At 71.2% G+C, this 23,516-nt stretch carries 23 protein-coding genes; 13 read left to right on the forward strand and 10 right to left on the reverse strand.

Features of this window, described 5'->3' with window-relative positions; all coding sequences use genetic code 11:
- The first annotated feature begins 1 nt into the window (after nucleotide 1).
- A complete protein-coding gene (locus ACFUCU_RS00625; RefSeq protein WP_377970012.1) occupies nucleotides 2-1,318 on the forward strand; it encodes an MFS transporter in 1,317 nt (438 codons plus the stop codon).
- Between the two features lie 4 nt (nucleotides 1,319-1,322).
- On the opposite strand, the gene ACFUCU_RS00630 is transcribed toward ACFUCU_RS00625, so the two are convergent.
- On the reverse strand, nucleotides 1,323-2,036 hold the full coding sequence (locus ACFUCU_RS00630; protein ID WP_377970014.1) for an IclR family transcriptional regulator: 714 nt from the start codon (nucleotides 2,034-2,036) through the stop codon (nucleotides 1,323-1,325).
- A gap of 339 nt (nucleotides 2,037-2,375) precedes the next feature.
- Here ACFUCU_RS00630 and ACFUCU_RS00635 point away from each other — a divergent pair, with 339 nt between their 5' ends.
- The 3 genes from ACFUCU_RS00635 (at nucleotide 2,376) to ACFUCU_RS00645 (ending at nucleotide 5,825) form a co-directional block, all read left to right on the forward strand.
- Nucleotides 2,376-3,710, forward strand: a complete 1,335-nt coding sequence (locus ACFUCU_RS00635; RefSeq protein ID WP_377970016.1) for an MFS transporter — start codon at nucleotides 2,376-2,378, stop codon at nucleotides 3,708-3,710.
- A 244-nt stretch (nucleotides 3,711-3,954) separates the two neighbouring features.
- The gene (locus tag ACFUCU_RS00640; protein ID WP_377970018.1) at nucleotides 3,955-5,313 is read left to right on the forward strand and encodes a WXG100 family type VII secretion target; all 1,359 of its coding nucleotides are present in this window, start codon (nucleotides 3,955-3,957) and stop codon (nucleotides 5,311-5,313) included.
- A complete protein-coding gene (locus tag ACFUCU_RS00645; protein WP_290257444.1) occupies nucleotides 5,310-5,825 on the forward strand; it encodes a hypothetical protein in 516 nt (171 codons plus the stop codon). Before ACFUCU_RS00640 ends, ACFUCU_RS00645 begins: the two co-directional genes overlap by 4 nt.
- Before the next feature lie 13 nt (nucleotides 5,826-5,838).
- Here the strand turns inward: ACFUCU_RS00645 and ACFUCU_RS00650 are convergent, their stop codons facing one another.
- The 5 genes from ACFUCU_RS00650 to ACFUCU_RS00670 form a co-directional block, all read right to left on the reverse strand.
- A complete protein-coding gene (locus ACFUCU_RS00650; RefSeq protein ID WP_364134822.1) occupies nucleotides 5,839-6,666 on the reverse strand; it encodes an alpha/beta fold hydrolase in 828 nt (275 codons plus the stop codon).
- A 4-nt stretch (nucleotides 6,667-6,670) separates the two neighbouring features.
- Nucleotides 6,671-7,000, reverse strand: a complete 330-nt coding sequence (locus tag ACFUCU_RS00655; RefSeq protein ID WP_290257447.1) for a biotin/lipoyl-containing protein — start codon at nucleotides 6,998-7,000, stop codon at nucleotides 6,671-6,673.
- Entirely contained in the window at nucleotides 6,993-8,021 is a 1,029-nt protein-coding gene (locus ACFUCU_RS00660) for an alpha-ketoacid dehydrogenase subunit beta (protein WP_364134825.1), read from the reverse strand. The genes ACFUCU_RS00655 and ACFUCU_RS00660 overlap by 8 nt, the downstream gene beginning before the upstream one ends.
- Entirely contained in the window at nucleotides 8,014-9,051 is a 1,038-nt protein-coding gene (locus ACFUCU_RS00665) for a thiamine pyrophosphate-dependent enzyme (RefSeq protein WP_377970021.1), read from the reverse strand. Before ACFUCU_RS00665 ends, ACFUCU_RS00660 begins: the two co-directional genes overlap by 8 nt.
- A gap of 126 nt (nucleotides 9,052-9,177) precedes the next feature.
- On the reverse strand, nucleotides 9,178-10,557 hold the full coding sequence (locus ACFUCU_RS00670; protein WP_377970022.1) for an amino acid permease: 1,380 nt from the start codon (nucleotides 10,555-10,557) through the stop codon (nucleotides 9,178-9,180).
- 172 nt (nucleotides 10,558-10,729) lie between these two features.
- Here ACFUCU_RS00670 and ACFUCU_RS00675 point away from each other — a divergent pair, with 172 nt between their 5' ends.
- From ACFUCU_RS00675 to ACFUCU_RS00700, 6 genes are all read left to right on the forward strand, one after another.
- Entirely contained in the window at nucleotides 10,730-11,203 is a 474-nt protein-coding gene (locus ACFUCU_RS00675; protein WP_364134833.1) for an Lrp/AsnC family transcriptional regulator, read from the forward strand.
- 147 nt (nucleotides 11,204-11,350) lie between these two features.
- Nucleotides 11,351-12,061, forward strand: a complete 711-nt coding sequence (locus ACFUCU_RS00680) for an NUDIX domain-containing protein (protein WP_290257453.1) — start codon at nucleotides 11,351-11,353, stop codon at nucleotides 12,059-12,061.
- Entirely contained in the window at nucleotides 12,058-13,371 is a 1,314-nt protein-coding gene (gene nadA, locus ACFUCU_RS00685) for a quinolinate synthase NadA (RefSeq protein WP_377970024.1), read from the forward strand. Before ACFUCU_RS00680 ends, nadA begins: the two co-directional genes overlap by 4 nt.
- Entirely contained in the window at nucleotides 13,368-15,188 is a 1,821-nt protein-coding gene (locus ACFUCU_RS00690; protein WP_377970025.1) for an L-aspartate oxidase, read from the forward strand. Before nadA ends, ACFUCU_RS00690 begins: the two co-directional genes overlap by 4 nt.
- Entirely contained in the window at nucleotides 15,185-16,210 is a 1,026-nt protein-coding gene (gene nadC / locus ACFUCU_RS00695) for a carboxylating nicotinate-nucleotide diphosphorylase (protein WP_377970027.1), read from the forward strand. Before ACFUCU_RS00690 ends, nadC begins: the two co-directional genes overlap by 4 nt.
- Nucleotides 16,207-17,361 (forward strand): cysteine desulfurase family protein, encoded by a 1,155-nt coding sequence (locus tag ACFUCU_RS00700; RefSeq protein ID WP_377970028.1) that lies wholly within the window; start codon nucleotides 16,207-16,209, stop codon nucleotides 17,359-17,361. The genes nadC and ACFUCU_RS00700 overlap by 4 nt, the downstream gene beginning before the upstream one ends.
- Before the next feature lie 25 nt (nucleotides 17,362-17,386).
- On the opposite strand, the gene ACFUCU_RS00705 is transcribed toward ACFUCU_RS00700, so the two are convergent.
- Nucleotides 17,387-17,872, reverse strand: coding sequence for a GtrA family protein (locus ACFUCU_RS00705; RefSeq protein WP_290257458.1), 486 nt, complete (start codon nucleotides 17,870-17,872; stop codon nucleotides 17,387-17,389).
- Between the two features lie 4 nt (nucleotides 17,873-17,876).
- Complete coding sequence (locus ACFUCU_RS00710) at nucleotides 17,877-18,494, reverse strand: DUF1684 domain-containing protein (RefSeq protein ID WP_377970776.1); 618 nt, start codon at nucleotides 18,492-18,494, stop codon at nucleotides 17,877-17,879.
- A 182-nt stretch (nucleotides 18,495-18,676) separates the two neighbouring features.
- Between ACFUCU_RS00710 and ACFUCU_RS00715 the strand changes: the two genes are divergently transcribed.
- The 3 genes from ACFUCU_RS00715 to ACFUCU_RS00725 all read left to right on the forward strand — a co-directional run bounded on the left by ACFUCU_RS00715 (nucleotide 18,677) and on the right by ACFUCU_RS00725 (nucleotide 21,809).
- Nucleotides 18,677-20,065, forward strand: a complete 1,389-nt coding sequence (locus ACFUCU_RS00715; RefSeq protein ID WP_377970029.1) for a M20/M25/M40 family metallo-hydrolase — start codon at nucleotides 18,677-18,679, stop codon at nucleotides 20,063-20,065.
- Between the two features lie 30 nt (nucleotides 20,066-20,095).
- Nucleotides 20,096-20,923, forward strand: coding sequence for a hypothetical protein (locus tag ACFUCU_RS00720; protein ID WP_377970030.1), 828 nt, complete (start codon nucleotides 20,096-20,098; stop codon nucleotides 20,921-20,923).
- Nucleotides 20,924-21,002: 79 nt separating this feature from the next.
- Nucleotides 21,003-21,809 (forward strand): transglutaminase family protein, encoded by an 807-nt coding sequence (locus tag ACFUCU_RS00725; RefSeq protein ID WP_377970032.1) that lies wholly within the window; start codon nucleotides 21,003-21,005, stop codon nucleotides 21,807-21,809.
- Here ACFUCU_RS00725 and ACFUCU_RS00730 read toward each other — a convergent pair.
- Both ACFUCU_RS00730 and ACFUCU_RS00735 read right to left on the reverse strand, forming a co-directional pair.
- Nucleotides 21,806-22,312: a MarR family winged helix-turn-helix transcriptional regulator gene (locus ACFUCU_RS00730; RefSeq protein WP_377970778.1), complete on the reverse strand. Its 507-nt coding sequence runs from the start codon at nucleotides 22,310-22,312 to the stop codon at nucleotides 21,806-21,808. The two genes, ACFUCU_RS00725 and ACFUCU_RS00730, sit on opposite strands and share 4 nt — an antisense overlap.
- Nucleotides 22,312-23,415 (reverse strand): LLM class flavin-dependent oxidoreductase, encoded by a 1,104-nt coding sequence (locus ACFUCU_RS00735; RefSeq protein WP_377970034.1) that lies wholly within the window; start codon nucleotides 23,413-23,415, stop codon nucleotides 22,312-22,314. The genes ACFUCU_RS00730 and ACFUCU_RS00735 overlap by 1 nt, the downstream gene beginning before the upstream one ends.
- Between the last annotated feature and the right edge of the window lie 101 nt (nucleotides 23,416-23,516).

Raw genomic sequence — 23,516 nt, forward strand, 5'->3', positions numbered from 1 at the left:
CATGAACCCCTCAGCCTCATCGACGCCTCACGCGTCCCCGGATGTCTCCGCCCCGGCCCAGAAGCAGGAGCGCGGCGGCCGGTTCGCCCGGCTCCCCGTTCTCGCCGGGCGCGGCTTCATCCCCCTGGGCCTTGCCGCCCGCCTGCCCCTGGCGATGCTCACCGTCGGGGCGCTCACCCTCGTCACCGCGGTCACGGGCTCCTACGCCGTCGGCGGTGCCGCGGCAGGCGCCGTCGGGATCGGGTCCGCGGCCGGCGCCCCCGTCTTCGGCGCGCTCGCTGACCGGCTTGGCCAGCGGCGCGTCCTGATCGTCGCCGCCCTGCTGAACGCCGCCGCCGTGACCGCCCTGATCCTCGCCGCCTACCTGGTGCCCGACGCCCGTGACCTCGCCGCCGCCGTGCCGGTCCTGGCCGCTGCCCTGATCGCCGGCGCCAGTTGCCCGCAGGTGGGACCGCTGGCCCGCGTCCGCTGGATGGCCCTGACCTCCGGCCGGTCCGGCCGGCCCGGGGACCTCGACACGGCACTGTCCTACGAGAGCACCGCCGACGAGATCACCTTTGTGCTCGGCCCCGCGCTCGTGGGCATCATCGCCAGCCTGCTCAGCCCGTGGCTGCCCCTGGCCATCGCCGCGGTCCTGACCCTGGCACTGGTCCCGGCCTTCGCCGTCCACCCCACGCACCTCGCCGTGCCCCGCACCCGCAGAACGCAGGAGGCCGGGATCCCCGCCCCCGCGGCACCGGCCTCCACCGCCGCCCGGCTCCGGGCCGCCGTCGCGATTGCCGTACCGGTGCTGGCCATGGTCTGCATGGGGACCTTCTTCGGCGCCACCCAGACCTCGCTGAGTTCCTTCTCCGCCGGGTTCGCCGGCTCCGAACTGGCCGGCCTGCTCTACGCGGTGATGGGCCTGAGCTCCGCCGCGGCCGCCCTGTCCGTGGCGTACTGGCCGCGGCGGATCGGGCTCCGCGCCCGGTGGCTTGCCTGCGCGGGCCTGATGACGGCCCTCGCGCCGCTGCTCTTGCTGCCCGATTCCCTGCCGCCGATGATCGTGGTGCTGCTGGTACTCGGCCTGCCGGTGGGACCGCTGATGGTCACAGTCTTCGGCATCGGCGGCCTGGTGGCGCCGGCGGGACGGCTTGGGACCGTCATGACCGCGCTGGCCAGCGGGATTGTCGCCGGCACGGCCATCGGCTCCTCCGTGGCCGGCCAGCTGGCGCAGACCGCCGGCTACTCCACGGCGTTCATCGTGCCGGTCTGCGCGGCCGGTGCCCTGTTCCTGCTGGGAGCAGCCGCCGCCGTCGTCCTTCGCCGGCGGCCCTAGGGGCTCAGCCCAGCTGGGCCTCGATCCGGGCGGCGCCGGCGGCGAGGGCCGCGGCCACCGCGGCGGGATCCTGGGCGGCCCTGAGGTACACCACGGCCAGGGCCGCCGGCCGCCCGCCGGGCACGCGCACCGGGACGGCCAGGGACGAGACGCCCGGGATGACCTCGTCGTGGCTGGCGGCGTAGCCAAGCCGGCGGGCCGTGGCGGCCTCGGCCCGGTACGGCACTGCCGGTGCCAGGGCACGCCATTCCTCCTCCGTGTAGGCGGACTGGATGGCGATCCCGGGGGCGCCGGCGTTGATCGGGTGCCGCGATCCCGGGTGCTGGACGACGGCGGGGCCGGCGTGGCGCGGATCGACGGTGACCAGCGTGACGCAGTCCTCCCGGTCCCAGACCGCCAGAAAGGCACTCATGGCCAGGGCGTTGGCCAGCTGGGTCAGTTCCGGCAGGGCCGCCGTCTGCAGGTTGCGGGACACCCCGCGCGCCAGGACGGCCAGCCCCGGCCCGGGCTGAACCCGTCCGGCGTCGTCGCGGACCAGCAGGGAGTGGTCCTCAAGGGTCCGCAGGATCCGGTAGGCCACCGAGCGGTGGACTCCCATGGCAACGGCCAGTTCCGCGATGGTCATGGGTTCCGGGGCGTCCGCGAGGATCTCCAGCGCGCGGATGCCGCGGGAGAGGGTCTGGGACGGGGGCGCCTGGACGCCGGCGTTGGGGGTCATGTGCCCATCCTAAATTTGCACGGCTCCTAAGTTCGCACGGCCCGCTCCTGCGACGCGACGGCGGCAGGGGACCGTAACGGCGTGCCGGACGGGCGCCCCTTGTGCGCGGGGTCACAGTGCAGTAGCGTGTGACAGCAGTGTTCCATATATGAACATCAAGTTCAAATATAGAACAGCACACCAAACCGACATCGGTTCGTCATCAACCGAAAATGTGTGCCTTATCACAACTTTTGTAGTAGGCTCACGATACTAACTGACCGTTCGATCAGTAAATCGGTAGGCATCGCAACACTTAGCACCCACTGGCAGTACCTCTGCCCCAGCAACGGAGTTCCAATGACCGCAACTTCAACCGTCGATTCAGCGGCGGGCCCCAGCACTAAACATGAGGAACGCAAGGTCCTCGCCGGGACGCTGGTCGGTACCACCATCGAGTGGTACGACTTCTTCATCTTCGCCCAACTCACAGCAACGCTGCTGTCCCCGCTCTTCCTCGCCCCGCTCAACGCCTCCAACCCGGGCCTGGCCCAGATCCTCTCGTTCGCGTTGATCGGCATTAGCTTCCTGTTCCGTCCCCTCGGCGCGATTATCGCCGGCCACCTCGGCGACCGTCTCGGCCGCAAGGCCATGCTCGTCTTCACCCTGGTGATGATGGGCGCAGCCACCGCCCTGATCGGCGTGCTGCCCACCTACGCACAGATCGGTTTCTGGGCCCCGGTCCTGCTGATCCTGCTGCGCGTCATCCAGGGCTTCTCCGCCGGCGGCGAATGGGGCGGCGCGGCCCTGATGGCCGTCGAACACGCCCCGGTCGGCCGCCGCGGACTCTTCGGCGCTTACCCGCAGATCGGTGTCCCGGTCGGCATGATCCTCGCCACCGGCCTGCTCTACTTCCTCAACACCGGCATGTCCAAGGAAGACTTCGCCAGCTGGGGCTGGCGGGTGCCGTTCCTGCTCTCGATCGTGCTGATCGTCGTCGGCTACCTGATCCGCCGTGCCGTGGCCGAAAGCCCGGTCTTCAAGGAGATGCAGGAGCGCAAGGAGGAAAGCAAGGCGCCGCTGGGCGAGCTGATCCGCAAGCACAAGAAGGCCGTCCTCTACTCGACGCTGATCTTCATCGGCAACAACGCCGCCGGCTACCTGCTGATCGCCTTCTTCATCTCCTACGCCACCAAGACCCTGAAGATGCCCACCCCGCAGATCCTGCTGGCCACCACGCTGGCGTCCTTCGGCTGGCTCATCTTCACCCTGGTCGGCGGCTGGCTCTCGGACAAGATCGGCCGGGTCAAGACCTTCCTGATCGGCTACGCGATCGTCTTCGCATGGATGATCCCGATGTTCGCGCTGATCGACACCAAGGACATCATGCTCTACGGCATCGCCCTGTTCGTCCTCACGGTGGGCCTGGGCCTGTCCTACGGTCCGATGTCCGCGATGTACGCCGAAATGTTCCCGGCCAACGTCCGCTACTCGGGCATCTCCATCGGCTACGCCTTCGGCGCGATCCTGGGCGGCGCCTTTGCGGCCACCATCGCCGAGGCACTGCTGCAGGGCACCAAGTGGACCGGCTCGATCGGGATCTACATCATGATCCTCTGCGTCATCTCCGCCGTCGGCGTCGTGCTGGCCAAGGAAACCAAGGGACGCCCGCTGGGCGTCAGCAGCCACCACTAGGCCGCGGCTGCCGGCAGGCAGCACCGCACCGCGCGGGGTCACATGCGCTCATCCGGTACCGCCGGGCGGGCAGCATGTGGCCCCGCGCCGCTTTTGGCGGCCAGGACGCACGACGGCGGCTGCCGCGCCGGACCGATGGGGAGCACTATCCATCCATCAAATGGAAAAATCCCGGTAGTCTGACGCGGTGGGCTGCCGGAGGCGGCCCGACGCGTATCCATGATGCGGACTGACGGGGGATTGAGTGGCCGGGACCTTCTATGGCGCCGACGCGGCGCAGCTGCGCAGCCTGGCCGCGCGCGCAGGCAGCGGGGCGGGCAGCGTGGGTGCCCTGCAGCGCCGCCTTGGCGCGGAGATCGCCGGGTCCGCCTACTGGCAGGGGCACGACGCCGGGGCCTTCCGGTCGGAATGGGACCGCGTCCACGCGCAGTCCCTGGCCCGGGCGGTGGCGGGGCTGGAGCAGATGCAGCGCGAACTCACCGCCCACGCCGACCAGCAGGAGAGCGCCAGTGCCGCAGCCGGGGCCCCGGCTCCCTCCGGAGGGTCCCCGTCCGGCGGGTCCACGCCGTCGACCGTCCCGCCGTCAACCGCCCCGGCCGGCGCGCCGCCGTCGGTGCTGCTCACGCCCGCTGCGCTCTCCGCACTCACGCCGCACCAGGTCGGCAGGTGGTGGGCCGGCCTGGACGCGGCCGGCCGGGCCGACTTTCTCCGGCTCTACCCCTACGCGGCCGGCAACACGGACGGCCTGCCGGTCGACACCAGGATCGAGGCGAACCGCGTCGCCGCCGGCACGCGCCTGGCGGAGCTGGAGCGGGAGGGAAGGGGTTCGACGGAGGAGGCTCAATACCTGAGGAACACGGTCAAGGGGAACATCCGCCTGGCGGCGTACGACCCCTCGAAAGGTAACCTCATTCAGATGATCGGCGACTATGACGGCAGCACCACAACGGTCCTGACCTATGTGCCCGGCACGTTCGCGACGGCCGGCGACTTCTACGCCGGCAGCGCCCAGAAGATGGCCGCGTACCTGCAGCAGTCCGATCCCACCGGCCGGACGGCGGCCTTCGTCTACAAGAACAGCGAGTTCCCGCAGGACGGGACCTTCCGGCAGTCGGCGGACAAGGCCTTCGGCGAGGCGGCCGGACGGAAACTGGCCGCCTTTGAGTCGGGCCTGGCGGACCAGAACCCTTCCGGCGCCCGCACCGTCGCGGTGTCCCACAGCTGGGGCGAGGCCGCCGTGGCATCCTCCGAAATGTACGGTACCCACTACGACCGGCAGATTTCGTTGTCCGGAGCCTGGATGCCGGAGGGATGGAAGGCCGATCCCGGCACCGCCTATGATCACTTCGCCTACGATTTCGACGCGCTGGCCACCGCCCAGGGCCTCGGCCTGGTGGGGGATAAGTACCCGCTGGCCGATCCGGCCTTCACCAAGCACATCTACGATGACCCGGCGCGGAACATCGTCCTCGGCCCGGTGAAGATCACCACGGATCCGATGGCCAAGATCGACAACCACAGCCTGATTGCCAACGCCCAGGACGCGCGGAACCGGGCTGCCCGCGAGGACGTCGCCAAACTCATTTTCGGCGGCCGGCGATGAGCCCCGCCACGGTCGCCCGCCGGCTGTCCACCGCCGTGACCCTTACCTGCCTGGCTGCCATCCTGGCCGCCTGTGCACCCGCCGCCGATCCAGGGAGCCCCAGCATGGACCTCACCACCGCGAAGCAGTCAACCCGCAGCCAGCAGCAGGAACTGATGGCGGTCGTCCCCCCCGCGGAGATCGCGACGACGACCCAGACGGAGACCTCCCGCGCCCTTTTCGAATGTGACGCCAACAGCTACTACTGGCCGGGAACGATGGATCTGGTCCTCACCCCGGAGGCGGACGGCGCCGGGCTGCTGCAGCAGATCAAGGCCGCGTGGTCCGGCAAGGAAGGCTGGACAGTGGAGGAAAAGACCAGCGTCAACGGGATCCCCGAACTCGTGATCGTCAGCCGGGAGGGGTTCCGGCATTCGATCGAGTTCAACCCGCAGCGGAACGCGCTCTACACACTCTCCTCGTCGGCGTGCTTCCAGATGGAGGGCAAGCCCGACCCCGGGACCGACTACTGAGCGGGGCCAGGTCCTAGACGCCGAGGAACTCGATGGCCCCCTGCTTGAAGGCCCGGCTGGTCACGGCGTTGGTGTGGTTGCGGCCCGGTAGGACCAGCTGCTCCACCAGGGCCCCGGCCTTGCTGCCCAGCGCGGCCAGTTCGGGCATGGACGCCGCCCGCTCGTCCTTCTCACCGGCCACCAGCAGCATCGGCATCGGCGGGACCGCCTCGGCCGGGTCGAAGGGTTCGTCCTTGATCGCCTCGATCAGGGACAGCAGCGCGAAGATGTTGTTGCTCGGCAGCAGCTGGGCCATCTTCAGCAGCCCCGCGGTGGAGTCGTCGGCGATCGGGGTTCCGTCCGCCAGGTAACGCTGCGCGGCGGGCAGGTCGAACGCGGCCAGGGGGTCCGCCACGTTGGGGCCGCCCAGGACCAGGCGGTGCACCAGCTCGTGCTGGGTGGCGCCGAATTCCCAGGCCAGCCGGGACCCCAGCGAGTAGCCGATCACGTCCAGGCCGGACGCCGGGTCGCCGTCGCGCAGGGGCCGCGCGCCGGCGTCGAACGCGATCTGGAGCAGGTCGGCGCGGATCCGGCTGGGGGAGTAGGAATCCCGGTCCTCCGGTGCGCCGCTGCGGCCGTGGCCGGGAAGGTCGACGGCGATCACGCGGCGGCCGGCCTGCGTGAGGGCGGTGATCCAGCCCGTGTCCTCCCAGTTCAGCTTGGAGGAGGAGGAGAAGCCGTGCAGTAGCAGCACAGGGCGGAGGCCGGCGTCGTCCTGCGGGTCGACCACGTTGACGTACAGCTGGGGGTCGGTGCCCTCGACCGTGTGCTGGTGCTGTTCCCCGGTGTGCCTGCCGCTCATGGCCTCAGTCCTCATCAAGTACGGCGCTCAGGCGGACCCGGCGCTTCGGTGCCTCTTCCTTCGGGACCGTGCCCACGATGCCGGCGGTGTCATCCGGCACCTCGAACACGATCAGCGGCTCGCCGACGTTGATCTTCTCACCTGGTCCGCCGTGAATACGCACTACCTTACCCGCCTGGGGGCTGGGCAATTCGACCGCGGACTTGGTGGTTTCAACCTCCACCAGGGGCTGGTTGCGTTCCACCTGGTCGCCGGGGGCGACGAGCCATTCCAGCACGGTCGCCTCGATCAGGCCCTCGCCCAGGTCCGGCAGGGGGAAGGAAAGTTCAGCCACGTTTGTACTCCAATACTCGCTGGATGCCGAAGAGGATCCGGTCAATGTTCGGGATGTATTCGTCCTCCAGGTCCCCGGAGGGGTACGGGACGTCGAAGCCGGTGACGCGTTCCACCGGCGCCTTGAGGGTGTCGAAGCAGGCCTGCGTGATCAGCTGGGCCACCTCGGCGCCCAGGCCGGAGGTCAGCGGCGCCTCGTGCACCACGACGGCGCGGCGCGTCTTGCCCACCGAGGCGGCCAGCGCGGCGGCGTCGATCGGCTTGAGCCAGCGCAGGTCCAGGACCTCGATCTCGATCCCGTCCTCGGCGGCGAGCTCGGCCACCTGCAGGCAGCGGGCCACCATCGCGCCCCAGGCCACCAGGGTCAGGTGCCGGCCCTCGCGCATCACCTTGGCGCCCTCCGGCGAGCCGGGATTGGCGGTATCCACCTCGCCCTTCTGCCAGTAGCGGGACTTCGGTTCCATGAAGATCACCGGGTCCGGCCGGGTGGCGGCGTGCTTGAGCAGGTGGTAGGCCTCGTGCGGGTTCGACGGCGAGACCACCTTGAGCCCGGGCACGTGGGCGAAAAGCGCCTCCAGGCTCTCGCCGTGGTGTTCGGGTGCGCGGATGCCGCCGAAGCTGGGCACGCGGAGGGTGATCGGCATCGGCAGCGTGCCGCGGCTGCGGTAGTTCATCCGGGCGATCTGGCAGACGATCTGGTTGATTGCCGGGTAGGCGAAGCCGTCGAACTGGACCTCGGGGATGGGGTGGAAGCCGGCCATGGCCAGGCCCACCGACATCCCGAGGATGCCCGACTCGGCCAACGGGGTGTCAAAGACCCGCTGCGCGCCGTGCCTGGCCTGCAGCCCGTCGGTGATCCGGAAGACCCCGCCCAGCCGGCCGCAGTCCTCGCCGAAGATCACCGCCTTCGGATTCTCGGCCAGCACCTCGTCCAGCGCCCGGTTCAGGGCCTGCTGCATGGACATCGTGACCGTGGCGGCCGCGGTGGTGGCGGTGCCGCTTTCCAGGGTCGGGCTAGACATGTTCGGACTCCTCGCGCCAGTTGGCCGCCTGCGCCTGCAGGGCCGGGGTGGGTTCCTGGAAGACCAGGTCAAACATTTCCGCACCGGGCCGGGACCCGAGCGCCTGGATGCCGGTGCGGATGGCTTCCTCCTCGGCCTTGGCGGCGGCGAGGGCCTCCGCGAAGAACGCCTCGTCGGCGATCCCCTCGGCCAGCAACCGCTGCTTCAGCCGCTCCAGCGGGTCGGCGCCGGCGCCGTCGCGCTCCTCATCGAGCGAGCGGTAGCGTCCCGGATCGTCCGAGGTCGAGTGCGGTCCGCGCCGGTAGGTCATGGCTTCGATCAGCACCGGGCCGTGCCCGGCGCGGGCGTGGGCGAAGGCGCGGCGGGTCGCCTCAACGACGGCGACGACGTCGTTACCGTCCACCTGCAGCGCCGGCATGCCGTAGCCGGCCGCCCGGGCGGCGACGGAGCCGCCGGCAACCTGGCGTTCGGTGGGCACGGAGATGGCCCAGCCGTTGTTCTGCACGAAGAAGACCACGGGAGCCTTCATGACGGCGGCGAAGTTTAGCGCCTCGTGCACGTCGCCCTGGGAGGAGGCGCCGTCGCCGAAGTAGGTCATGGCCACGCCGCCGGTGTTCTCCAGGGTCTGGCCGTGGGCCCAGCCGACGGCGTGCAGGACAGAGCCGGCCACGACGGCCTGGATCGGGGCGAGCCGGGATTCCAGCGGGTTGTAGAGGCCGCCGTGCCAGGTGGCCTTATGGGTGGACATGTAGCCCACCATGTCCACGCCCATGGTCCGGGCCACGCCCATCTCCCGGTAGGTGGGGAAGACGAAATCGCGGCTGGTGTCCACGGCGTAGGCGCTGCCCACCTGGGCCGCCTCCTGGCCGAGTTCGGGCGCGTAGCCGGGAATGATGCCCTGGCGCTGCCACGCGATGGCGGAGGTGTCCAAGTGCCGGACGGACGCCATCAGCGTGTACAGCTCGCGCAGCTGGTCGGGGGTGAGCGGTGCGGCGTCGTCGCCGGACACCGCAAGCGGGAGTGTATCCATGGCTGTGACCCTAGTCACGGGCTAGGCGTTGGGCAATCAGCCCACAACACGCTGGCCAATCTGCCAAAAGCTGCCGGCGTCTACGCATCCATGGGTAGCAGCTTGTATAGCTGCGCCCCGGTCGGGTCAGCCGTCTATCCGGCGGGTCCTGCCGAACCGGGCCCCGGCCCAACAGGCCGCGGCGATGGCGGCCACCAGGATCAGGGTGCTGACCAGCTGCTTGCTGCTCTCCGGGCTGCTGAACCCGACGGCGAAGATCAGCGCCAGCAGCACCAGGCCGACAATCGTCAGCACCGGGAACCCCTTCATCCGCAGCGGCAGCGCTGTCCCCTCCCGGTCGGCCCGCCGGCGCAGCACCAGCTGGGAGACCAGGGCCGAGCCCCAGACCACCAGGCAGGTCGATCCCACCAGCTGGAAGAGCGCCGGCAGGATCCGGTCCGGGAAGAGCAGCTCCAGTACGGCGGCCACGAAGCCGAAGGCCACCGAGACCGCCACCGCCACCACCGGGACGCGGGCTGCGTTCAGCCGGGACAGTACCCGCGGCGCCTCCCCGCGCTGGGAGAGCGAGAAGGCCATCCGGGACGCGCCGTAGAGGTTCGCGTTCAGCGCCGACAGGAGGGCGACGACGGCCACCAGGGTGATCGCGGCGCCCGCCCCGGGAATCCGGGCGGCGTCCAGGACCCCGGCGAAGGGGGACTTCAGCGCCTCCGACGTCGAGGGCAGGACCGCGGCGATCACGAAGACCGAGCCGATGTAAAAGACCAGGATGCGCCAGACCACGGTCCGGATCGCGTGGCGCACGCTGCGCTCCGGATCCCTGGTCTCGGCGGCGGCGACGCTGACGATCTCGGTGCCGCCGAAGGCAAAGATCACCACGAACAGGGCCGTGGCGATGCCGCCCAGGCCCGCGGGCGCGAAGTCGGCGGTGATAACCGACAGCCCGGGGCCCGGCACGTCCGGCAGCAGCCCGAGGATCAGGGCGGCACCGATGATCAGGAAGATGACGATCGCGGCTACCTTGAGGATGGCGAACCAGAACTCGAACTCGCCGAAGTTCTTCACGCCGGCGAGGTTGATGGCGGTGAACACCGCCATGAAGATCAGCGACAGGGCCCAGACCGGCACTACCGGCCAGACGGTGAAGAGCAGGCCCGCCGCGCCGAGGGCCTCGGCGGCGATCACCACCACCAGCTGCAGCCACCAGAGCCAGCCGACGGTGGCGCCGGCGGTGTTGCCGAGGGCGCGCTGGGCGTAGACGGAGAACGCCCCGCTGACGGGATTCGCCGCGGCCATCTCGCCGAGGGCCCACATCACGATGACGATCAGCGTCCCGGCCACCAGGTAGGAGAGCAGGACGGCGGGGCCGGCGGCCTGGACGCCCGCCCCGGAGCCGAGGAACAGCCCGGCGCCGATCGCACTGCCGAGGCCCATCATGGTCAGCTGCCGGGGCAGCATGGTGTGGCCGAGCTCGCGGCCGGGTTCCGTCGCGGCGGACTTCGTTGTCATCTGGCGGACCTTCTCTGCGTGGTGGGATGTCCTTTTGGGACCATTTGAATTTACCGCCCGTCCGCGGCGCCGAAGAACCACCGGCGTGAGATTATGGTGGCAGTTTGCTTTCCAAACCGGCCGTTATTCTGCTGTTTGTACTTCTGCTTCGCCCGAAATCGAGGAATCCGCCATGACCGTCGACGCGCTCGATGCCAAAATTGTCCGATTCTTCACCGACTCCCCACGCTCCTCGGTGCTGGAGGCCTCCCGCGTGCTGAAGGTGGCCCGGGCGACCGTGCAGTCCCGGCTGGACCGCATGCAGGAGTCCGGGGTGATCGGCTCCTGGGTGCCGCAGCCGGACCCCGCCCGGTTCGGCTACCCCGTGGTGGCGTTCTGCTCGCTGACCATCAACCAGGACCTGGGCCACGACGCCGTCGTGGAGGCGCTGGCGCAGATCCCGGAACTGATCGAGATCCACACCGTCTCCGGCAGTTCGGACCTGATGGCCCGGATCGCCGCCCGCTCCAACCCGGACCTGCAGCGGGTCCTGGATGCCATGATCGCCACGCGGACCGTGCTGCGCTCCTCGTCGGTGATCGTGCTCAACACCCACTTCGAGGGCAGGACGCTGCCGCTGCTGGAGTCCGCGGCCCGCCCGCAGTAGCGCCCCGTCACCATTTGGTGCCCCGCCGGCGTCGGCGTAGAATCAGTTCTAGTCAATCTGACTATAACTACTCCGGCAGTCGGGCCGGAGCCGTCCGGCCGGCGCCCGCCACCGGCCCCGGACCCCGAACCGCGGGGGCAGACCACCATGTACACCTCACCGGCCAATGTCAGCGAGCGCCGCCTCGCGCCGCCGTCGTTGGCCATTTCCACGGTGATCTTCGCCCTCCGGCCAAGCGAGTCCTCGGGCCGGCCCACCCTCTGGATCCCGCTGGTGCGGCGGATCCGCGAACCGTACAGGGGGCTGTGGGCGCTCCCGGGCGGCCCGCTCAGCCACGACGAATCCTTGCAGGACGCCGCGTCCCGGAACCTGCGCGAGACCACCGGCCTGGCGCCCAGCTACCTCGAACAGCTCTACGCCTTCGGCGGCCTGCACCGCTCACCCACCCAGCGCGTGGTCTCGATCGTCTACTGGGCGCTGGTGCGCCCCACCGAGGCGGCGCTCGCCGACGAGTCGGAGAACGTCCGCTGGGTGAGGGCGGACCGGCCCGGCCAGCTGGCCTTCGACCACAATGCGATCGTCGACTACGCGCTGTGGCGGCTGCGCAACAAGCTCGAATACGGCCCCATCGCCTACCACTTCCTCGGCGAGTACTTCACCCTCGCCCAGTTGCGCGAGGTCTACGAGGCCGTCCTGGACCGCGAACTGGATCCCGCGAATTTCCGCCGCCAGATCAAAGCGGCCCCGGAAATAGAAGAAACCGACGAATACCTCCAGGGCGGCAAACACCGCCCGCCCCGCCTCTACCGTTACACCGGCCGCCCCGGCCTCGATCCCGACCACAGGAGCACACCATGAGCAGCGTCAACACGGCGATCCAGCTGATCACCCGGGAGGCGGCCACAGGCCAGGCATCAGGCAGTCCGGCCGCGGCATCCACCTGCAGCCCTGCGCTGGCCAGCGGTCCCTGGGACTTCGACCTGGCCGAGGCCCTGGCCGGCGTCCCGGCGTACGGTCCGGGCGCCTCCGCAGCGGACGTGGCCCCTCCGTCGACCCCCCGGCAGGGGCAGCTGCCGGAGGAGTACAAGCGGGCCACCGACGCCGAACTCGACGCCCGGATCCGCGCCGCCAAGGTGGCGCTGGGGGACCGGGCCGTGATCCTGGGCCACTTCTACCAGCGCGACGAGGTGGTCGCATACGCCGACTTCGTGGGCGACTCCTTCCAGCTGGCCAACGCGGCGCTGACCCGGCCCGAGGCGGAGGCAATCGTCTTCTGCGGCGTGCACTTCATGGCCGAAACCGCGGACATCCTCTCCGCCCCGGAGCAGGCCGTGATCCTGCCCAACCTCGCCGCGGGCTGCTCGATGGCGGACATGGCGGACATCGACTCGGTCACCGAGTGCTGGGAGCAGCTGGAGGAACTCTTCGGTACCGAACCCGACGCCGACGGCCGGGTCCCCGTCATCCCGGTCACCTACATGAACTCCTCGGCCGCACTCAAGGGCTTCTGCGGCGAGCACGGCGGCATCGTCTGCACCTCCTCGAACGCCGCCACGGTACTGGAATGGGCGTTCGAGCGCGGCCAGCGGGTGCTGTTCTTCCCCGACCAGCACCTGGGCCGCAACACCGCCAAGGCCATGGGCGTGCCGCCGGAGCAGATGCCGATGTGGAATCCGCGCAAGGACCTGGGCGGCAACGACGAGCAGACGCTGCAGGACTCCCGCGTGATCCTCTGGCACGGCTTCTGCTCGGTGCACAAGCGCTTCACCGTCGCGCAGATCGAGAAGGCGCGGGCCGAGTACCCGGACGTGCAGGTGATCGTGCACCCGGAGTGCCCGATGCCGGTGGTCGATGCCGCGGACGCCGCCGGCTCCACCGACTTCATACGGAAGGCCATCGCGGCCGCCACCGAGCCCACGGTCTTCGCCGTCGGCACCGAGATTAACCTGGTCAACCGGCTGGCCGCGGAGTACCCGCAGCACACGATTTTCTGCCTGGACCCGGTGATCTGCCCCTGCTCCACGATGTACCGCATCCACCCCGGCTACCTTGCCTGGGTGCTGGAGGCCCTGGTCCGCGGCGAGGTGGTCAACCGGATCACCGTGGCCGACGACGTCGCCGCCCCGGCCCGGGTGGCACTGGAACGCATGCTGGCGGCGCGGCCGTGACCAGGTGCCTGGTCATTGTCGGCAGCGGCATCGCCGGGCTGTACGCCGCGCTGCTCGCGGCCGAGGCGCCCGGCGTCGAGGCGGTGCTGCTGACCAAGGGGACGCTCGGGGACGGCAACACCGGCTACGCCCAGGGCGGGATCTCCGCCGTTCTGGGCCCCGGGGAAGCGGCCCCCGGGGACTCGGTCTCCGCCCACATCGCCGACACCCTCGCCGCCGGCGCAGGACTGTGCGACCCCGAGGCCGTCCGAGTGCTTTGCACCGAGGCGGTCCGGGACATCGCGGGGCTGCGCCGCTTCGGCGTGGAGTTCGACGCCGCGGCCACCGGCGGGCCCGCGCTGGGTCTCGAGGCGGCCCACTCCGCCGCCCGGATCCTGCACGCCGGCGGCGACGCCACGGGCGCCCGGATTTCCCACGCCCTCGGTGCCGCCGTGCTGGAACAGGCAGCCCGCGGCCGGCTGCGGGTCCTCACCGGGGCCTTCGCCACCGCGCTGCTGACCGGCCCTGATGCCGGCGGCCAGGACGCCGGGGCAGTGAACGGCGTCGCCTACCTCGCCGGCGGGCGGCGGCACCGCCTGGACGCCGACTCCGTGCTGCTGGCCACCGGCGGGGCGGGCCGGATGTTCTCCCGCACCACCAACCCGCGGGTCGCCACCGCCGACGGGCTGGCCTTGGCTTGGCGCGCCGGTGCCGCCGTGCGGGACCTGGAGTTCTACCAGTTCCACCCCACCACCCTGGCCACCGCCGACACCCCCGACGGACCGCCCGCCCTGCTGGTCTCCGAGGCCGTACGCGGCGAGGGCGCCGTGCTCCGCGACGCCGCCGGCCGCCGCTTCCTGCCGGACTACCACCCCGACGCCGAACTGGCACCGCGCGACGTCGTCTCCCGCAGCATCGCCCTGCACCTCGCCGCCACCGGCGCCGACGCCGGAACCGCCGTCCACCTTGACGCGCGCGGGATCGAGGCCGCCCGGGGCGCCGGCTACCTGGCACGAAGGTTCCCCACCATCAGCGCGGGCACGCGTGCGGCCGGCTACGACTGGACGGCGGAGACCGTTCCCGTCTCGCCGGCGGCGCACTACTGGATGGGCGGCGTCGCCACCGACCTCGCCGGGCGCACCAGCGTCCCGGGGCTCTACGCCGCCGGGGAGGTTGCCTGCACCGGGGTGCACGGGGCCAACCGGCTGGCCAGCAACTCCCTGCTGGAGGGGCTGGTGTTCGGGCGCCGGGCCGTTGAGGACTTCCTCGGAGCTGAGCCGTCGCACCACAGCACTGCTCCGCGTGCTCCCCACGATCGCCCTAACCTCGCAAGCTCGGTCAGGGAACCCGGATCGTGTGAGCCCACGGCCGCGGGCGGCCTCGCCTTGACGCACGCTTCCGCAGCGCTGTCGCGCGACGCGGAATCGGGAGGCTCCACACCGGCTTTTCCCGAGGGCTGTATAGAGACTTGGCCCGGGACGTTTTCCCGGGACGCCCTGGGGCGGCTTATGACCCGGACCGCCGGGGTCTCGCGCACGGGCGCCGGGCTCGATGCGGCCGCGGCCCGGCTCGCCGCCTGGGCGTCAGACCTCCGGCCGGAGGCCGTATCGGAGAGCGCGGACCAGGCCGGGCACGAGGACCGCAACCTGCTGCTGGCCGCCACCCTCCTCGTCGAGGCGGCCCGGCGCCGCACCGGCTCGGTGGGCGCACACTTCCGGGCGGACCCGGAGGCCGCGGCGGCCGTCCCGCACACCCCGGAGTCCCGGTCCCTCCACCTCCCGCAGCCCGCCCACGGCCCGCGGCACGCCACCCGTTCCAAGCAAAGGATCACGTCATGACAGCACCCGCCCCGGCCACTCGCAGCACCCGCCCGGCCGCGAGCCCCGCCGTCGCTCCCGCAGCCGTGGCCGGGACCCTGCCGGCCGCCGCCGTCGAAGCCGTCCTGTGCGCCGCGCTCGCGGAGGACGCCCCTTACGGGGACATCACCTCCCAGACGCTCATCCCCGCCGGGACCCGCGCGACGGCGGTGCTGGCCGCCCGCGTGCCCGGGGTCTTCAGCGGCGGCCAGGTCTTCGCGGCGGCCATGAAACTCGCCGACGCGGACGCCGTCGTGACCCTGTTGCTCATCGACGGGGAGCGCTTCGACGCGGGCACGCCCCTGGCCAGGGTCACCGGTGACGCCCGCGGCGTGCTGCTGGCCGAACGGGTGGCCCTGAACCTGGTGCAGCGGATGAGTGCGATCGCCACCAAAACCGCCGAGTACGTCGCCCTCGTGGCCGGCACCCGGGCCCGCATCACCGACACCCGCAAGACCACGCCGGGACTGCGCGTGCTGGAACGTTACGCCGTGCGGTGCGGGGGCGGCAGCAACCACCGGGCGGGGCTCTCGGACGCCGTCCTGGCCAAGGACAACCACCTGGCCGTGCTCACCGGGGGAGACCCGGCCAGGCTGACCGCCGTGCTGCGGGAGGCCAGGGCCCGGCTGGGCCACACCACCCACTTCGAGGTGGAGGTGGACACCATGGAGCAGATCGAACCGGTGCTTGCCGCCGGGGTGGACACCATCATGCTGGACAACTTCTCCCTGATGGAGCTGGCCGACGGAGTCGACCTGGTGGCCGGGCGCGCCCGGGTGGAGGCCAGCGGCAACGTCAACCTGGGCACCGTCGCCTCGATCGCGGCCACGGGCGTGGACGTGATCTCCATCGGTGCCCTCACCCACAGCGTCGCCGCCCTGGACCTGGGGCTGGATATTGAACTGGACTTTGAACCGGGCACCGATCTGGACACTGACCTGGACACCGACGCCGGCTCCGGCACCACTCCGCAGCCCGACCCGGGAGCCCAGGGGACGCCGTGATCTTCCTCGACGCGGCCGCCACCACCCCGGTCCGCCGGGAGGTGCTGGCGGCCATGTGGCCCCACCTGAGCGGGGAGTTCGGCAACCCCTCCAGCCACCACTCGCTGGGGGAGGCGGCCGCGGCGGCCCTCGCGGACGCCCGGGCGGCGGCGGCCCGGGTCCTGGGCTGCCGGCCAGGCGAAGTGGTGTTCACCTCGGGCGGCACGGAGGCGGACAACCTGGCAGTCAAGGGCATCGCGCTGGCCCGCCGTGCTGCGGATCCCCGACTGGACAGGGTGGCCATCAGCGCCGTCGAACATCCCGCCGTGACCGAATCCGCCCGCTACCTCGAACGCGTGCACGGCTTCGCGGTGGACGTGATCCCGGTGGACCGCTACGGACAGGTCACGGAGGATGCCTTTGCCGCGGCGCTGCGCCCGGAGACCGCCGTCGCCAGCGTCATGTACGCCAACAACGAGGTGGGAACCGTCCAGCCCGTGGCCCGGCTGGCCGGCGTGGCCGCCGACGCGGGCGTCCCGCTGCACACCGACGCGGTGCAGGCCACCGGCTGGTTGCCGCTCGACGCGGCGGCGCTGGGCGTGGCCGCGCTCTCGGTGTCCGGGCACAAGCTCGGCGCGCCCAAGGGCTGCGGTGCCCTGGTGGTGCGCGGCCGGACCAGGCTGGAGCCGCTGGTCCACGGCGGCGGCCAGGAACGCGGCCGCCGCTCCGGGACCGGAAACGTGGCCGCCGCGGTGGCGCTGGCGACGGCGCTGACGCTCGCGGCGCAGGACCAGGCCGGGCGTGCCGCCCGGGTGGCGGCGCTGCGGGACGGGTTCATCGCCGCGGTCCTCGCCAATGTGCCGGGTGCGGTCCTGACCGGGCACCCGGCCGAGCGGCTGCCCTCCGTGGCGTCGTTCTGCTTCCCCGGCACCAGCGGCGAGTCGGTGCTGCTGGAGCTGGAGCGCCGGGGCGTGGTGTGTTCCAGCGGCTCGGCCTGCGCCGCCGGGTCCGATGAGCCCTCCCCGGTGCTGGTGGCGATGGGGATCCCCGCAGCGGTGGCGCAGACGGCGGTCCGGTTCAGTTTCGACGCCGGCATCACCGCCGCCGAGCTGGACCAGGCGGCCGCCGCGGTCCGCGGGGCGGTCGGCAGCGTGCGGTCCCTCGGGGCGTAACGCCGGGCTATATTGGCGAAGGGCCTTAGCGGTGCCGGGCCCGCCGGAAGATCCAGTGCCGCAGCATGGTGAACCGCACGGCGGTGGCGAGGAAGCCGGAGAGCGTGGTGGTCCAGAGCTCCTCGGCCACGGTGGCGTCCGGCTTGACCCAGTGCAGGATGCCCAGGCTGCCGCCGGTGATGAGCAACGCCACCAGGATCACGATCAGGCCGTTGAGGTGGTCGCGGCGCATCCGGTGGGTGTCCGTGATCTTGAACGTCAGCCGCCGGTTCAGTGCCGTGTTCATCAGGGAGGTCAGGATCAGCGCCGCGGCGTTGGCCGGCTGCGGTCCGATCCACGGCCGCAGCAGCGCGAAGAGCGCCAGCGACGTCACCGTGCACACCACGCCGACGCCGGTGAACCGCAGCAGCTGCCGCACCACCGGGTACCGCAGCAGCCCGCGGCGCCGGGGCGCGCGGGTGACCGGGGGAGCGGGGGCCCCGGGCGGGTCGGCCTGGAGTTGGGGTTCCATCCGGCTAGTAGAGCTCCCCGGCCGGCAGCTCGACCGCCAGCCGGTTGGACGGGCCGGGCAGCGGGCAGGCCCAGGCCTCGTTGTAGGCGCAGGACGGGTTGTACGCGAAGTTGAAGTCCAGGACGAAGCTGGCGTCCGGACCGGATCCGGTCACCCCGTGGAACGCGCCCTTGATCGTGTCGATCAGGTAGCGTCCGGCCCCGTAGCTGCCGCCGGGCTGTCCCGCGGTGGCGTCGCGGAACGGCACGAAGATGCCGCCGCCGTAGCCCTGGTGCTTCCAGACGGCCAGCTGGCCGATCTCGGGCAGGTCGAAGGTGCCGAGCCGGACAAAGCGGACGACGCCGTCGGTGCCGGTTTCGACGTTCATCTCACGTCCCGCCCCTTCCGGGGTGATCGGGACGTGGAAGCGGTAGATCGGGTCGTAGTCGGCAGTCTTAAGGCCGGAGAATTCGGCCTTCGCGGCCCGGGTCAGGGGCGAGGCGGGGTGGGTACCGAACATCCGGTCGCGGGTGTGGCGCCAGTAGGCGTGCGCCTCGGCGGGGCTGTCCGCGGCGATTTTCCGGACGGTGGCGTAGAGGTCGAAGGTCCGGAGCCGCCAGTCGGCGATGTCGAGCGCGGACATCTGCAGGACGTCGTCCCCGCTGTCGGCCTCCGTCCCGGCAGCCGCATCCGACTGGACGTCCTTATCCGTACCCTCAAGATCCTGTTCCGACATCCCTCCAGCCTAACCCTGTTTGCGCCGCGGTCCCCGCGCGCGGTGACGCCTCCGGCGGTCCGGGGCCGGCCGTGCCTAGACTGGCGCGCATGCACTGCACCGACACAGCCGCCGCCGCGGATGCCCTCGCCACGCTGGTCAGCTTCCGGACCGTCTCCTCCCGTGCCCGGGGCGGGACCGACGAGGCCGAATTCGAGGCGTTCCTGGCTGCGCTGCCCGGGCTGTTCCCGGGGGTGTACGCGGCCATGGACGTGGAACGGGTCAACGGCCGCGCCCTGCTGTTCCGCTGGGCCGGCGTCCCCCGCACCAGCAGCCCCACCGACAACACGGCCCCCGCCACAACCGGTACGGCCGGCGGACTGGAGGGGCCGGCGGTGCTGATGGCCCACTACGACGTCGTTCCCGCCGGGGACGAGGCGGCCTGGACCCACCCGCCGTTCTCCGGCCACAACGACGGCACGCACCTCTGGGGCCGCGGCACCCTGGACGACAAGGGCCAGCTCGCGGTGATCCTATCCGCCGCGGAGGCGCTGCTGGCCGACGGGTTCGTGCCCGCCCGGGACGTCTACTTCTCCTTCGGCGACAACGAGGAAACCGCCGGGGACAGCGCGGCCGCCGCCGCGGAGCTGCTGGCCGAACGGGGTGTCCGGCCCGCACTGGTGCTGGACGAGGGCGGCGCCGTGGCCGGCGGCGCTTTCCCGGGCGTTACCCGCCCGGCCGCCGTCGTCGGGGTGGCCGAAAAGGGGATCCTGGACGTCGAACTGCTCACCCGGGACCTCGGCGGCCACGCCTCCACGCCGCCCCGGATGGGCGCCACCGCCCGCCTGGCCCGGGCCATCACCCGGATCGAGAACCACCCGTTCCCGCAGCACCTGTCGGACGTCACCGCCGAGATGCTGCGCCGCTTCGGCCCGCACGCGCCCCTCCCGCTGCGGCTGGCGTTCGCCCACGTGGAGCGCCTGCGCACGCCCCTGACCTGGCTGTTCGGCCGGCTCGGCGGCGAGACCAACGCCATGACCCGGACCACCGTCGCCATCACTACGCTGCGGGGCAGCGCCGGCGCCAACGTCCTGGCCGCCACCGCCGCCGCCAACGCAAACATCCGCGTGGCCGTCGGGGAGACCGTGGCCGGGACGGTGGAGCGCCTCCGCCGGATCATCCGCGACCCGAAGGTGGAGCTGCGGGTGGTGGAGGGCAACGAACCCTCCCCGGTCTCCGCGAGCTACGGCCCGGCGTGGGAGCTGCTGACGGAGTGCATCGGCACGGCCTACCCGGAGGCGATCGTCACCCCGTACATCATGATGGGCGGCACCGACTCCCGCCGCTTCACCGGAATCTGCGAGGCGGTTTACCGGTTCGCGCCGTTCGCCATGGACCGGGCGGACCGTGCCTCCATCCACGCCGTCGACGAGAAGATCTCCCTCGACGCCCTGGGCCGCGGCGTCCGCTTCTACGAAACGCTGCTCCGGAAGCTCTGAGCGGCGCCGGGACCGCACTACGCTGGCAGCATGATGCGGATGAGGCTGCGGACCGGTGGACAGGTTGGGCTGCCTGTGGGGCTGGTCGCGGCGCTGGTGCTCGGCACCGGCGCGCTCGCGGGGTGCTCCGGCGGACCCGCCGCACCGCAGTGGACGGCCGACGCCGGCGGGACGGCGACGTCGCAACCCTCCGGCGGCGCAACGCCGTCGGGCTCCGGCTCGCCGGGAACCGCGTCACCGGGGTCAACGTCGACGGCCACGGCGTCTGCCGGCGCCACGGCGGCGGCCTGGAAGACCTACACCGATCCGGCCAAGTCGGTCAGCTTCGAGCTGCCGCAGGAGTGGATCGCCCAGTCACAGACCCCGGCCCAGGGCAGCCTCCCCGGCGCGGTCAAGGTCGAGGTCAAGGACGCCGCCGGCCGCTACCTCGCCACCCTGCAGACGGGACTGCCGCCGCGGACGCCGGCCTCCTGCGCCCCCGACGCCGCCAAGCCCTACATCGTGGTCAGCAGCGTGCCGGTGGAGCTGCCGCATGCCTCCGGCGACGGGATGATCGATCCGCACGTGGTCTACCGCGTGATCCAGGGCTACAAGTATTTCGGCTCCTACGGCATCACCAACATCGTCGGCGGCACCGGGGGCAAGGCCTGCGCCCTGCAGAACGTGGTCCGAGGGCCCGAGGGCAAGGGCGACATCTCCTTCGGCGACCTGGGCGAGCTCACGGCCTTCGCCCCGGACCAGCGGGTGGCCCCGGCCAAAGCGTTCGACACGCTGGCCCAGGCCGACGCCTACGTCAACGAGGGGTCCGAGTTCGCCAATGTCCAGCGGATGCTAATGTCGCTGAGGATCACACAGTAGCCCTGCCGCGCCGGCCCCACGGCAGCCAGGGAACCCCCGGCGGCAGGCGCACGCGCCCCGCCCGCACCCCCGGAGAATTATGGAACGCATCGTGTCCGCCCGCATGGCCTTCAAGACCGTGGCCGGCACCAAGGTCGCCATGGCCGTGGCTGTGGCGCGCAACCCCGGCTATACCGGCTTTGACGAGGAACTCTCCGTTACCGCCGACGGCGCCGAGGTTCCCCTGACCGAGCTCGCCGACCACCACGGCGGCCGGTTCCACTGCATGGAGTTCGCCGAGCCCACCGAGGTGCTGGTGGAATACGACGCCACCGTCACCGGCGCCGCGGACCCCGAGGCGCCGGGGCTGATGGAACTGATCCGCTACGTGCGGCCCAGCCGCTACGCCGAATCCGACCGGCTGCTGCCGACGGCCTACGCCGAGTTCGGCGGCCTGCAGGGTCCGGAACTGCTGCACGCCGTCCGCGACTGGGTCTTCAACGAGCTGCGCTACGTCAGCGGCTCCTCGCGCGGCACCGACGGCGCCGTCGAAACCCTGCTGCACCGGCGCGGCGTCTGCCGCGACTTCGCCCACCTGGCCATTGCCCTGCTGCGCTCCAAGAACGTCCCGGCACGGCTCGCGGCCGTCTACGCCCCCGGGCTGAGCCCCATGGACTTCCACGCCGTCGCGGAGGCCCACGTCGACGGCGCGTGGCACGTGATCGACCCGACCGGCCTGGCGCCGCGGGAGAGCATGCTGCGGATCACCGCCGGCCGGGACTCCTCGGACACGGCCTTCCTCTCCACCGTCGGCGGCAGCCTGTCCCTGAAGGAACTCAAGGTCACCGCCACGGTAACCGGGGACCTGCCGGAGGAGGACCCGGCGGCGCTGGTGACCATCCGCTAGCTGCGGGCCTGCACCGAGGCCCGCAGCTTGTCCGTCAGCCGCAGCAGCTCCTGCTGCTCCTCGGCGGTCAGGGCCGGGCCCACCAGGGCGGCAATGTCCCGCACGTGCTCGCGGCCGATCTGCTTCTGCAGGTCCCGGCCGGCGTCGGTGAGCCGGACCAGGACGCCGCGGCCGTCGTCGGGGGCCGGCCGCCGTTCCACCAGCCCCCGCTTCTCCAGCCGCTCCACCAGCCGGCTCAGGCTGGACTGGCTCAGCAGCACGTGGTCGTTCAGTTCGTTCTGCCGCAGCCAGCCCGTGGGGCAGCCCGAGAGGGTGAACAGCACGTCGTACTCATTGACGGCCAGGTCGCGGAACGCCGGGCCGCCCTGCAGGCGCCGCATGACGGCTACCTGCGCCCGGAACAGCGACTCCCAGGCCTGGGCCGCCAGCCGGACTGTCGGCGCCGGGGAGGTGCCGGTAGCTGTGCCGGTGCCGGTCCCCGAGCCGGGCGCCCCCGCGGCCATCATGCCTCCTGCGGGGCGGCCTGGTGGGCCGCCAACTGCGCGGCGACGCGGCCGGCGTGGGTGGGCGGCGCCGGGACGTGGGCCGGGGTCTTCTCTGCATATTCCTTGCGCAGCACCGGCAGCACCTCCTCGCCAAACAGGTCCAGCTGCTCCAGGACGGTCTTCAGCGGCAGGCCGGCGTGGTCGATCAGGAAGAGCTGGCGCTGGTAGTCGCCGAAGTACTCGCGGAACGTCAGGGTCTTCTCGATGACTTCCTGCGGGCTGCCGACCGTCAGCGGGGTCTGCGAGGTGAAGTCCTCGAGGGAGGGGCCATGGCCGTAGACCGGGGCGTTGTCGAAGTAGGGACGGAACTCCTTGACCGCGTCCTGGGAATTCTTCCGCATGAAGAACTGGCCGCCGAGGCCCACGATCGCCTGGTCCGCCGCGCCGTGGCCGTAGTGCTCGTAGCGTTCCCGGTAGAGGCCGATCAGCTGCTGGTAGTGCTCCTTGGGCCAGAAGATGTTGTTGGCGAAGAAGCCGTCACCGTAGTACGCGGCGACTTCGGGGATCTGCGGGGTGCGGATGGAGCCGTGCCAGACGAAGGGGGCGACGCCGTCGAGCGGGCGCGGCGTGGAGGTGAAGTTCTGCAGCGGGGTGCGGTGCTTGCCGGACCAGTTGACCGTGTCCTCGTCCCAGAGCTTGCGCAGGAGGGAGTAGTTCTCGATCGCGAGTTCGATGCCGTCCTGGATGTTCTTGCCGAACCAGGGGTAGACGGGCGCGGTGTTGCCGCGGCCCAGCACCAGGTCCACGCGGCCGTCGGCCAGGTGCTGGAGCATCGCGAAGTCCTCGGCGATCTTCACCGGGTCGTTCGTGGTGATCAGGGTGGTGGCGGTGGAGAGGATGATCCGCTCCGTCTGCGCGGCGATGTAGGCCAGCGTGGTGGTGGGGGAGGAGGAGAAGAACGGCCGGTTGTGGTGCTCGCCGATGGCATAGACATCCATGCCGATCTCCTCGACCTTCTTCGCGATCGCCACCGAGGCCTTGATGCGCTCGTGCTCGGTGGGGGTCCGGCCCGTGGTGGGGTCGGTGGTGATGTCGCTGACGCTGAATACGCCGATCTGCATGATGATCCTTTCCGTTCCGGAGGCTTCCGGGGTCCTGCTCCAAGTGTAACCGATTTACATGCATTTGCATCTATCGACCGGTATAACAGCCGCCACGCGCG

Origin of the sequence: Arthrobacter sp. NPDC057259, assembly GCF_042668995.1 — a bacterium.
Lineage (GTDB): Bacteria > Actinomycetota > Actinomycetes > Actinomycetales > Micrococcaceae > Arthrobacter.

Coding starts and splice junctions, on each gene's coding strand:
- ACFUCU_RS00725 (WP_377970032.1), top strand. CDS start 21,003: ATGGAACGCATCGTGTCCGCCCGCATGGCCTTCAAGACCGTGGCCGGC.
- nadA (WP_377970024.1), top strand. CDS start 12,058: ATGAGCAGCGTCAACACGGCGATCCAGCTGATCACCCGGGAGGCGGCC.
- ACFUCU_RS00715 (WP_377970029.1), top strand. CDS start 18,677: ATGCACTGCACCGACACAGCCGCCGCCGCGGATGCCCTCGCCACGCTG.
- ACFUCU_RS00675 (WP_364134833.1), top strand. CDS start 10,730: ATGACCGTCGACGCGCTCGATGCCAAAATTGTCCGATTCTTCACCGAC.
- ACFUCU_RS00650 (WP_364134822.1), bottom strand. CDS start 6,666: ATGAGCGGCAGGCACACCGGGGAACAGCACCAGCACACGGTCGAGGGC.
- ACFUCU_RS00630 (WP_377970014.1), bottom strand. CDS start 2,036: ATGACCCCCAACGCCGGCGTCCAGGCGCCCCCGTCCCAGACCCTCTCC.
- ACFUCU_RS00705 (WP_290257458.1), bottom strand. CDS start 17,872: ATGGAACCCCAACTCCAGGCCGACCCGCCCGGGGCCCCCGCTCCCCCG.
- ACFUCU_RS00720 (WP_377970030.1), top strand. CDS start 20,096: ATGATGCGGATGAGGCTGCGGACCGGTGGACAGGTTGGGCTGCCTGTG.
- ACFUCU_RS00680 (WP_290257453.1), top strand. CDS start 11,351: ATGTACACCTCACCGGCCAATGTCAGCGAGCGCCGCCTCGCGCCGCCG.
- ACFUCU_RS00670 (WP_377970022.1), bottom strand. CDS start 10,557: ATGACAACGAAGTCCGCCGCGACGGAACCCGGCCGCGAGCTCGGCCAC.
- ACFUCU_RS00735 (WP_377970034.1), bottom strand. CDS start 23,415: ATGCAGATCGGCGTATTCAGCGTCAGCGACATCACCACCGACCCCACC.
- ACFUCU_RS00625 (WP_377970012.1), top strand. CDS start 2: ATGAACCCCTCAGCCTCATCGACGCCTCACGCGTCCCCGGATGTCTCC.
- ACFUCU_RS00660 (WP_364134825.1), bottom strand. CDS start 8,021: ATGTCTAGCCCGACCCTGGAAAGCGGCACCGCCACCACCGCGGCCGCC.
- ACFUCU_RS00645 (WP_290257444.1), top strand. CDS start 5,310: ATGAGCCCCGCCACGGTCGCCCGCCGGCTGTCCACCGCCGTGACCCTT.
- ACFUCU_RS00730 (WP_377970778.1), bottom strand. CDS start 22,312: ATGGCCGCGGGGGCGCCCGGCTCGGGGACCGGCACCGGCACAGCTACC.
- ACFUCU_RS00710 (WP_377970776.1), bottom strand. CDS start 18,494: ATGTCCGCGCTCGACATCGCCGACTGGCGGCTCCGGACCTTCGACCTC.
- ACFUCU_RS00665 (WP_377970021.1), bottom strand. CDS start 9,051: ATGGATACACTCCCGCTTGCGGTGTCCGGCGACGACGCCGCACCGCTC.
- ACFUCU_RS00635 (WP_377970016.1), top strand. CDS start 2,376: ATGACCGCAACTTCAACCGTCGATTCAGCGGCGGGCCCCAGCACTAAA.
- nadC (WP_377970027.1), top strand. CDS start 15,185: ATGACAGCACCCGCCCCGGCCACTCGCAGCACCCGCCCGGCCGCGAGC.